Genomic DNA, 10050 nt, shown 5'->3' on the forward strand with positions numbered 1-10050 from the left:
TCTGTTCTTGGTTTCACTGCGTGACTTGTTAACCAACACCGTTAACAGCCGGTAAATTTTGCCGGAAAGACGCCCGTTTGATGGCAATCTTTGCGAAGCATTAACCATTAAAATTTACGACTGAGGAGGATTCGTTTCAATGCCAAGATTACCACTGGCATCGAAACCATGTGGACATCTGCGAGGCAGCCACCATGGAAGCATCCTCATTCAGCCGCCGGACACCGGGCCAGGCCTATGATTTCCTGCCGCCGGAGCCTGCACGCCGCCAATATCGCACGACACGTCCTGCCGATATTTCCGACGCCGAATTCGTGACGGTGGGCAAAGCCAGGCCGAAGGAATTCAGCGCCAAGATCCATAACGACAACCGCATGCGCGTGAAGGCAGCGAGCGCCCTCGCACAGCCGCCGCTCTTCTTGGCGATGGCTGCTTCGGCACTGCGGACGGCGGAATCCTGGCTGCAGCGCGCGTCGCTACGCAGCTTTGCAATACTGGTACTGGCGCTCGCCGTGCTCGTCTTCGGGGTCGCAGGCGGCTTTTCCGGCCTATCCGCCGAGGGCGGCGCTTCAGCAGCGCCACTGCATTTCACCCATGTGACCGTGACGCCTCGCGATGCGAACGGCATGCGTGTGCTCGTCATCAACGGCATTATCGAAAATGGAGGCGGCACCACGCAGACGGTGCAGCCGATCCGCGCCGATCTCGTAACCGACGAGCGGCTGACCGCAAGCGTCGTCATCAACCCACCGACCGACGTCATCTATGCCGGCCAGAGCCGGGGCTTTTCGGCACGGGTACGACATGCCGGTGGAAAGATGCCGGAGGTCCGGCTTTCGTTCCTGCCGTAAAAGCAACGGGAGCCGTGATGGGTTTCGGCCACAGCGCGCGCCAATCCCGTTGATTTCATAACCGACGAGGCTGTTTCAGGCTCACATATGTGCTAACGGCTTACCCTTCTTTTCATGGAGCAAGCCCCTATGCCTGTCGTGCGCGGAAAAAACATCGAGCCGCTCTTCACCGCCGAGCAGATCGCCGAGCGCAATCATTCGATGGCGCGGGAGATCGCCAGCGGCCCGACCAAGGACCTGCTCGTCATCGCCGTGCTCAAGGGCTCCTTCATCTTCGCCGCCGACCTGATCCGCGCCCTGCATGACACCGGGCTTGCCCCGGAGGTCGAGTTCATCACGCTGTCGAGCTACGGCAGCGGCACTGTTTCGCAGGGCGTGCGCATCGTAAAGGATATCGACAGCGACGTGCACGGCCGAGACGTCCTCTTGATCGACGATATTCTCGAGTCCGGCCGGACGCTTCTCTTTGCCAAGGAGCTGCTCTTCGAACGTGGCGCGCGCAACGTCACGATCGCCGTGCTGCTCGACAAGCGGGTCAAGCGCAAGGAAAAGCTGGAGGCCGATTATGTCGGCTTCGAATGCCCCGATTATTTCGTCGTCGGGTACGGCATGGACGTTGCCTATGCGTTTCGCGAATTGCCCTTCGTCGGCGTGGTGACCGGCGACGCCTGAGCGAATGCAGGCGTCGCGCCATTGCCGGTGAAGACGGGTTGTTAACCATCTCGTCCATCGCTTCGCCATCTTTACCGATCGAAAAGGAAAGTCTGGTGATTTCCGTCGCGGGGCTGAAGACGGAGCAATGCACATATGGCAAGAATTCTGATTACGGAAGACGAGGATTCCCTGCGGTCTTTCGTAGCCCGGGCCCTGCGGCTCGACGGTCACGAGACCGATGAAGCGGCCGATGGAGCCGAGGGATTGGAAAAGCTGAAGGACGGGGTCTATGACCTGCTGCTTTCGGATATCCGCATGCCTGTCATGGACGGCATCGAGCTTGCCCATCAGGCGAAGGACGCTTTCCCCGGCTTGAAGATCCTGCTGATGACCGGCTATGCCGAACAGCGCGAACGGGCCGACGATCTTGCCGAAAAGATTATCGACGTCGTCGCCAAGCCATTCGCGCTTCCCGATATACGCAAGGCGGTTGCCCGGGCGCTTGTCGCGTAAAGCATATCACGCCAAAAGCGCAACGGCGCTGCGATCGCGCATGCGGAAATCAATGGCTAAAGCGCGCAAGCGAATCTGAAAGACCGCAACGCGCTTTGGAACCCAATCTCGCTGCGGCGGTATCGAAGGTCTACTGGATGTCCAGCAGCCGCTCGAGATATCGCCGTTCCATCTCCTGTGGCGGATTGTTGCCGAGCTTCTCGCGGATCGCGTCAAGAATTTCTCGCGCCCGCTGAACGTCGATTTCGTCGGGCACCTTAACGTTGTTGTCGCCGAAGTCCGGTCCTTGGGTCTGGCGCGGCCGTCCGAGCGGATCGCGACCGTTCTGATCGCCCTGTCCCACCTGGCCGTTCGGGCCTTGCCCCTGCTGGCCTTGCTGCGCCTGCATCATCTGGTTCATCATGTCGCGCGCACCCTGGCGAAGTGCCTCAAGCGCGCGGCCCTGGCCCTCGATTGCCGGCTGGCCGCGGCCCTGGCCGAGTTCACGGCCGGCACCTTCCATCTCGCGCTGCGCCTGGCCGAAGCCCGGGCCCGGCTTCATGCCCATCTCGCCGAGGCTCTTCTGCAGTTCACCAAGCTGCTTGCCGAGGGCGTCCTGGCGGGTGCGCAGCTGTTTCAGCGCCTCGCGCAGCTGCTCGGCCGTCATCTGGTCGGAGGGCTGCTGGCCCTCTTCGCCTTGCTGGCCCTGCTGCTGATCCTGCTGCTGGCCGTTCTGCCCGGGAGGCATCTCGTCGAGAAACGGATCGTTCTCGCCCATATCGAGCTCGCCGCGCTGCATGCGGTCCTTGAGCTGCTGATCGAGCCGGAAGGTCTCTTCCATCAGTTTCTGCTGGTCGCGCAGGATCTCCCCGAGTTTGTCGATCTGCTTGCGGGCTTCGCTGTTTTCCTGGCCCTGCTGGCCGCGCTGCGGCCGGCCGGCCTGCAGGTTGTTCATCATGCGCTGCAGTTCCGAGAGCATCTGCTGCGCCGCGTCGCGATTGCCGGAGCGGGCGAGATTCTCGATCTGGTCCATCATCCGCTCCAGATCCTGCTGGCGCAGCATGTTCTGCGCGTTCTGGTTCGGCTGCATCATCGGGGCGTTCTGCATGCGCTGGGCAAGCTCTGTCAGATAGTCCTGCATCGCCTTGCGCAGCTCGTCCATCAGCTTCTTGATCTCGTCGTCCGGCGCGTTGCGGTTCAAAGCGTCGGCAAGCTTCTGCTGAGCTTCACGCAGCTTGCGCTCGGCAAGCGAAAGGTCGCCGTCCTCCATGCCGAGGGCAATCTCCCAGAGATACTGGGCGGTATCCTTCAGCGCCTCGTCGCTCTTGGCGAGTTTCATGCGGGCCAAGGCGGATTCCAGCAGCAGGTAGTTGGTGAGCTTGGGAATCGTCTCCTCGGGACGGATGGTCAGCGCCTCGTTCAGCGCGATCGCCTGCGGCATCTTGCGGGTATCGAGCGCGAAAACCTGCCGTTCCTCGGCGACGGCTGCGGCAAGCGGCTCGTTGAAGGGCCGCGACGGCAGCCTCATGTCGTGGGGCGGGCTGCGGCCGGTCTGGCCGGCGGCGTCCCTGGCGACAAGCGTCACGCGGACGCGCTTGCCGGCAAGCGGATGTTCGGTCAGGTTCCGGCTGGTCACGCCCTTGGCGTCGCGGGCGTTGCGGCGGGGAATATCCAGCCGGTATTCCGGCAGCGGATAGAGCGGCGTGGCGGACGGATCGACTTCGACCGGAACGATCTCCGCATGAGCCTCCTGGACGCCGTAATCGTCCTTGACGGTGAAGCCGATCTCGAGCGCGCCGTTGACGCTCGCCTTCGGCATGCCGTCGAAGGCGATCTCAGGCGCCTTGTCGGGCAGCACGTCGAAGCTCCAGCGGCGACCGTTGACTTCGAGGGCGCCGTTTTCCTCGAGCTTCATCACATGCGTCTGCGCGACAAGGGCATTGTTGGCGGGTGCCCCTGTCGTCGACTGATCGCCGGCGGATGCGGTTGCCTGCTGCGGCTTTGTATCGGCTTGCACGGCGATATCCCGCGCCTCGCCGTTTGCCTTGCGGAACACGACCTTTTCGGCCGTCTTTCCGCCGCTGACGCGCACAGTGAGACCGGAAAACTGCGGGATGCCGATCGGCGCCTGTTCGCTGCCGTCGGCGGTCAGATAAACCGGCGCGCGACCGGTATAGGAGGGTGGTGTCACCCAGGCGTCTATGCGCACGGCCGGATCGACCCTCACCTGTTCCGGGGCCGCCTGCAATGCGTCGCGGATCGAGCCGCCGTTGATCGACAGCGAATAGCCAAAGGCGGTGACCAAAAGCAGCGCCGGAACGGCGCGAAGGGCGAAACGATCGTGCGCGGCAATATTCGGCCTTGGCATGCCTGCATCGAGCGCTGCGATCTTTTCAGCCATGCGCACCTGGTGCTCGCGCCAAAGGGCTTGGGCATAAGGTGTATCGAAGGCCGGTTCATCTTCCTGGACGGTGACCGGCTGGTGTGGCAGGCCGTTGCGTTCTTCCAGCAGGCGGTCGGCCTCGGCGACTTTCGGCCAGCGCAGAATGCGGAGGGGAAGGAGGGCAACGATCAAGCCGAGAGCGAAGGCGATCAGCAAAAGAATGCGCAGCCAGTCGGGCACGCTGCGGAAGACGCCGAACCAGGAGGCGGAGAGATAAAAGGCGACGACCGACAGCACCGGCAACAGCGGCGGCAGCAGCTGCTCACAAAAGAGCACGATGCGCGCCAGCAGGCGTTTCGTCGTCACCAGCCGGGCAAGCGCAGGGCGGAGCGCAAATGCACCTTTCTTCTGCCTTGAGGGGCTTGTCATCGGTCCGGTCTCCGCGATCTGGTGTTCTGGAACAGAGGGCGCTTCCGGCGATTGCGGGGCAATACGCTCATGAACGAAAGGATAACACTCTTTGTGGCGAAGGCGAGGGCGAGCGGGCGGTAATACCGCCTTTTCACGTTTATTCGCCAAAAAGTGATGTTGCTGTTCAGTCGAGCCAGGCTGGAACGGAATCGAGGCTGATCAGCTCGGCATAGGTTCTGCGCGGACGAATCGCATGGAAATCGCTGCCCTTGACCAGAACTTCGGGCACCAGCAGGCGGCTGTTATAGGTGCCGGCCTGAACGGCCCCGTAGGCGCCGGCCGTGCTAACAGCGATCAGGTCGCCGGGTTTCGGCATGGCCATCTCGCGGTCGAGCGCCAGATAATCGCCGGTCTCGCAAACGGGCCCGACGACGTCGGCGCGGATGCGCGGCGCGTTCGCCGCTGAGATCGTTACCGGACGGATCTCGTGATAGGCCTCGTAGAGCGTCGGGCGGATGAGATCGTTCATTGCGCCATCAACGATGACGAACGTCTTCTCGCCGCCGTCCTTCACATAGAGGACTTCGGTCACCAGGATGCCGGCATTGCCGACGATCAGCCGGCCCGGCTCGGTGACGATCTTGCAGTCCAGACCGCGCAGCTGGTTCTTGACGATCGCCGCATAGGCGTCCGGCAGCGGCGGCGGATTGTTGTCATCCTTGTAGGGGACGCCGAGGCCGCCGCCGATATCGACGTGATGAATGGTGTGGCCGTCGGCGCGTAGCGTCGCGACGAGGTCGCGCAGCAACTTGAAGGCATCGTCGAACGGCTGCAGCTCGGTGATCTGGCTGCCGATATGCATGTCGATGCCGGTGACCTCGATGCCGGGCAGCTTGGCGGCATGGGCGTAGATGGCGCGGGCGCGCTCCCAGGAGATGCCGAACTTGTTTTCCTTCTTGCCGGTCGAGATCTTCGAGTGCGTCCTGGCATCGACGTCGGGATTGATGCGGAACGAGACAGGCGCCTTTTTACCGGCGCTGACGGCGCGCTGATTGAGGATTTCGAGCTCGGGTTCGGATTCGACGTTGAAGCAATAGATGCCGGCTTCGAGAGCGAAATCCATTTCGGATGGGGTCTTGCCGACGCCTGAAAACATGATGCGGCTGGCCGGAATGTCGGCCGCGAGCGCGCGGCGCAGCTCCCCTTCCGAAACAACGTCGATGCCTGCGCCGAGGCGGCCGAGCGTCTTCAGCACCGCCTGGTTCGAATTCGCCTTCATCGCATAGCAGACCATCGAGTCCATATCGGCGAAAGCCTCCGAGAAGACCCGGTAATGGCGTTCCAGCGTCGCGGTGGAATAGACGTAGAAAGGCGTGCCGACCGCCTTGGCGATCTCGGGAACGGGAACATTTTCGGCATGCAGGACGCCGTCGCGGTACTCGAAGTGGTTCACGGGCTTATGCCTTAAAGAAGAGGATCGAGAAGGAAGGGCTTGTCAACGGTTCCCGGCTGTTTCGTCGGCTTGGAAACGTCACCTTCCTTGGTTGCCGCAGCACTCGGCGGATCGAGATCACCCTTGCGTCCGCATCCGGCAACGGCAAGGCCGACGACGGCGAGAACCACCGTCAGGCGGATGAGATGCGGCAAGCTCTTCTGCATGGATATCCTCTTGTGCGGCTATGATGGACATCTTCATAGCGAAGTTTATCCGCCTTGTGCACCCCGATTGTTGGGCGCTCCTCCCACGTCGACGGGAAGGACGAGGCGGGTTTTCACCCCGCAATTTCTCAGTTGCGGGCGCGCCAGAAGGCAATCTGCCTGCGCACTTCGGAGGGCGCCGTGCCGCCGAAGCTCTTGCGGCTGGCGACGGAGGCTTCCACGGTCAATATGTCGTAAACCTTGTCGGTTATCGCCGAATGGATAGCCTGCAGGTCGGAGAGCGGCAGCTCGGCGAGATCGCAGCCTTTGCTCTCGGCGAGCGCCACGGCGCGGCCGGTGACGTGATGGGCATCGCGGAAGGGCAGGCCGGCTTCGCGCACCAGCCAGTCGGCGAGGTCGGTCGCCGTCGAAAAGCCGGAGCCGGCCGCCGCCTTCATGCGCGCCGTGTTGACGGTCATGTCGCGCACCATGCCGGTCATGGCGGCGATCGCCAGTTCCAGGCTTTCGGCCGCGTCGAAGACCTGTTCCTTGTCCTCCTGCATGTCCTTCGAATAGGCGAGGGGCAGGCCTTTCATGATCGTCAGCAGTGCCACCAGCGAGCCGTTGATGCGGCCGGTCTTGGCGCGCACCAGTTCGGCCGCATCGGGGTTTTTCTTCTGCGGCATGATCGAGGAGCCGGTCGAGAAGGCGTCGGACAGGCGCACGAAGCCGAATTGCGGGGTCGACCAGATGACGATCTCTTCTGCCAGACGCGACAGATGCATGCCCGTAATCGCGGCGATCGCCAAAAATTCGATGGCGAAGTCGCGGTCGGAGACCGTGTCGATGGAGTTGCGGGTCGGCTCGCGGAAGCCCAAAGCCTTCGCCGTCATGTGGCGGTCGATCGGGTAGCCCGTGCCGGCAAGGGCGGCGGCGCCGATCGGGCTTTCGTCCAGGTGCTCGATAGCGTGGCGCACGCGCGAGCGGTCGCGGCCGAACATTTCGACATACGCCATGCAGTGATGGCCGAAGGTGACAGGCTGGGCGGTCTGCAGGTGGGTGAAGCCCGGCATGACGCTTTCGGCGTGTTCCTCGGCGCGGTCGAGGAAGGCGGCAATCAGGCCGGTCAGCATCTTCTCGGTCTTCTCGAGCTCTTCCTTCACCCAGAGGCGAAAGTCGAGCGCCACCTGGTCGTTGCGCGAGCGGGCGGTGTGCAGCCGGCCGGCGGCCGGTCCGATCAGCGTCGCCAGCCGCGCCTCGATATTCATGTGGATGTCTTCGAGCCGGCGCGAGAATTCGAAATTGCCGCTTTCGATCTCTGACAGGATCGTGTTTAGCCCGTGAACGATCTTGTCCTTATCGTCTGATGAAATGATCCCCTGATGGGCGAGCATCGTCGCATGGGCGATGGAACCGCGGATATCCTGCGCGAATAGCTTCTTGTCGAAACCGATCGAGGCATTTATCTCCTCCATGATCGCGTCCGGGCCGGAGGCGAAGCGCCCACCCCACATCTGGTTGGAGGATTTGGTGTCCGTGTTGCTCTCGGCCATGGAAGATGTCCGTCCTGGAGAATGAAATGACGACGAAAAAACCCTTCGGCCTGCCGTCCGTAAAACTGATCGCAATCGCCGCCGTCGCAGGCGTTGTTGCTGGTGCGGCAGCGGTATACGTGAAGGAGACGGGGATTGGCAATGGCGTCGGTGATAGCGCTTCGGCCGAATGCCCGCTTGCGAAGGAGCGCGCCGCCAATCTGGCGCCGCTCATGAAGGGGCAGGTGGCCGCCATGGTTGCCGCCAACGAGCCGCGCAAGCTGAGCGCGGTTACCTTCAACGGACCGGACGGCAAACCGCTGAAGCTCGATCATTTCGCCGGCAAGACCGTGCTTCTCAATCTTTGGGCGACCTGGTGCGTTCCCTGCCGCGAGGAAATGCCGGCGTTGAATATGCTCGAAAAGGAGATGGGCAGCGAGAAGTTCGAGGTCGTCACCGTCAATATCGACAGTGGCGACGATGAAAAGCCGAAGACGTTCCTCGCCGAGACCGGCGTCGACGCGCTGCAGCTTTACCGCGACAACACGATCGGCGTCTTCAACAGCTTGAAGAAGGAAGGTCTCGCCTTCGGTCTGCCGGTGACGCTGCTGCTCGACGATGAAGGCTGCCTGATCTCTGCCATGAACGGACCTGCCGCCTGGGACAGCGAAGATGCAAAGGCGCTGATCAAGGGTGTGATCGGCTCCTGAGTGCGCTCAGGAGTCGCCATCTCCTCTTATGAGGAACACGCCCGCAATTCCGATCAGGACGCAGCATTGCAGCAGGAACATGGGTGTTTCGGTCGACATGGCGTTTCCTCCCGTTCTTGGCAAGGAAAGCATTTAGCGGGCGTCCGGTCGATTCGCCCTTTCTGATGACGCCCGTTTACCGCGTCGGGACGGGCACTTCGCCGCGATAGTCATAGAAGCCGCGGCCGGACTTGCGTCCGAGCCAGCCGGCTTCGACATATTTCACCAGCAGCGGGCAGGGGCGGTATTTCGAGTCCGCCAGGCCGTCATGCAGCACCTGCATGATCGACAGGCAGGTGTCGAGGCCGATGAAATCGGCGAGCTGCAGCGGTCCCATGGGATGGTTGGCGCCGAGCTTCATTGCCGTATCGATGGCGTCGACTGTGCCGACGCCTTCGTAGAGCGTATAGATCGCCTCATTGATCATCGGCAGCAGGATGCGGTTGACGATGAAGGCCGGGAAGTCCTCTGCGACGGTAACGGTTTTTTCCAGCGAGCCGACGAACTCCTTGGCGGCGCTGAAGGTCTTCTCGTCGGTGGCGATGCCGCGCACTAGCTCGACCAGTTTCATCACCGGCACCGGGTTCATGAAATGTATGCCCATGAAGCGCTCGGCACGGTCGGTGGCGGCAGCAAGCCGTGTGATGGAAAGTGAAGAAGTGTTGGTGGCAAGCAGCGCCTCCGGCTTCATCACCGGGCAGACCTGGGTATAAATCTTGCGCTTGACGCTTTCGTCCTCGGTGGCCGCCTCGATGACGAGATCGGAGGGAGCGAGATCGTTGACATCGGCGGAGCCTGATATGCGCGACAAGGTCGCCTTGCGTTCCTCATCGGTCATCTTGCCATTCGTCACCAAGCGGGCGAGATTGCCGTTGATCGTGGCGAGGCCGGATTCGATGCGGTCCTGCGAGAGATCGTAGATGTGAACCCGATAACCTGCGGCGGCCGAAACATGCGCGATGCCGCAGCCCATCTGGCCGGCACCGATTATACCAATATTCTTCAACACCGCATTCATCTCCAAACCCCCGCTCGGCAGTCGCCCCCGCGTTGCCGCATTATATTAGCAATACTGCCGGACGAAAGGTCGCCCGGCAGCAGTAGTAGTAGCCCGATAAAAGACAATTTTCCAGTCATTCGCAAGTGCGAAAGAAAGGTGAAGCGCTTACTCAGAGCGCCTTTTGCAATTCCGGCAGTGCGTCGAAGAGATCGGCGACGAGGCCGTAATCGGCGACCTGGAAGATCGGCGCCTCCTCGTCCTTGTTGATGGCGACGATGACCTTCGAATCCTTCATGCCGGCGAGATGCTGGATGGCGCCGGAGATGCCGCAGGCGATATA

10 protein-coding genes are annotated in these 10050 nt (G+C 62.0%); 4 read left to right on the forward strand and 6 right to left on the reverse strand.

Features of this window, described 5'->3' with window-relative positions; translation table 11 throughout:
- Positions 1–194 precede the first annotated feature (194 nt).
- From GA0061105_RS21745 to GA0061105_RS21755, 3 genes are all read left to right on the forward strand, one after another.
- Positions 195–851, forward strand: a complete 657-nt coding sequence (locus GA0061105_RS21745) for a hypothetical protein (RefSeq protein WP_092752785.1) — start codon at positions 195–197, stop codon at positions 849–851.
- Between the two features lie 129 nt (positions 852–980).
- Entirely contained in the window at positions 981–1523 is a 543-nt protein-coding gene (hpt, locus tag GA0061105_RS21750) for a hypoxanthine phosphoribosyltransferase (protein WP_064697551.1), read from the forward strand.
- A gap of 135 nt (positions 1524–1658) precedes the next feature.
- Positions 1659–2018 carry a response regulator gene (locus GA0061105_RS21755; RefSeq protein WP_003543311.1) on the forward strand — a complete coding sequence of 120 codons (360 nt, stop codon included), beginning with the start codon at positions 1659–1661 and terminating at the stop codon, positions 2016–2018.
- 130 nt (positions 2019–2148) lie between these two features.
- Here GA0061105_RS21755 and GA0061105_RS21760 read toward each other — a convergent pair whose 3' ends face one another.
- From GA0061105_RS21760 to argH, 4 genes are all read right to left on the reverse strand, one after another.
- Positions 2149–4809: a TIGR02302 family protein gene (locus GA0061105_RS21760; RefSeq protein ID WP_092752757.1), complete on the reverse strand. Its 2661-nt coding sequence runs from the start codon at positions 4807–4809 to the stop codon at positions 2149–2151.
- Positions 4810–4975: 166 nt separating this feature from the next.
- Complete coding sequence (lysA, locus tag GA0061105_RS21765) at positions 4976–6244, reverse strand: diaminopimelate decarboxylase (RefSeq protein ID WP_064697553.1); 1269 nt, start codon at positions 6242–6244, stop codon at positions 4976–4978.
- Between the two features lie 11 nt (positions 6245–6255).
- Positions 6256–6450, reverse strand: a complete 195-nt coding sequence (gene lptM / locus GA0061105_RS21770) for an LPS translocon maturation chaperone LptM (protein WP_064697554.1) — start codon at positions 6448–6450, stop codon at positions 6256–6258.
- 128 nt (positions 6451–6578) lie between these two features.
- Positions 6579–7982 (reverse strand): argininosuccinate lyase, encoded by a 1404-nt coding sequence (argH, locus tag GA0061105_RS21775; RefSeq protein WP_064697555.1) that lies wholly within the window; start codon positions 7980–7982, stop codon positions 6579–6581.
- A gap of 26 nt (positions 7983–8008) precedes the next feature.
- Here argH and tlpA point away from each other — a divergent pair, with 26 nt between their 5' ends.
- A complete protein-coding gene (gene tlpA, locus GA0061105_RS21780) occupies positions 8009–8671 on the forward strand; it encodes a thiol:disulfide interchange protein TlpA (RefSeq protein WP_092752787.1) in 663 nt (220 codons plus the stop codon).
- 175 nt (positions 8672–8846) lie between these two features.
- On the opposite strand, the gene GA0061105_RS21785 is transcribed toward tlpA, so the two are convergent.
- Together GA0061105_RS21785 and GA0061105_RS21790 are read right to left on the reverse strand one after the other, a co-directional pair.
- The gene (locus tag GA0061105_RS21785) at positions 8847–9728 is read right to left on the reverse strand and encodes a 3-hydroxybutyryl-CoA dehydrogenase (RefSeq protein WP_092752759.1); all 882 of its coding nucleotides are present in this window, start codon (positions 9726–9728) and stop codon (positions 8847–8849) included.
- A 151-nt stretch (positions 9729–9879) separates the two neighbouring features.
- On the reverse strand, positions 9880–10050 hold a 171-nt coding region (locus GA0061105_RS21790; protein WP_208601684.1), incomplete at its 5' end, for an electron transfer flavoprotein subunit alpha/FixB family protein.

This window comes from Rhizobium aethiopicum, assembly GCF_900094625.1.
GTDB classification, from domain to species: domain Bacteria; phylum Pseudomonadota; class Alphaproteobacteria; order Rhizobiales; family Rhizobiaceae; genus Rhizobium; species Rhizobium aethiopicum.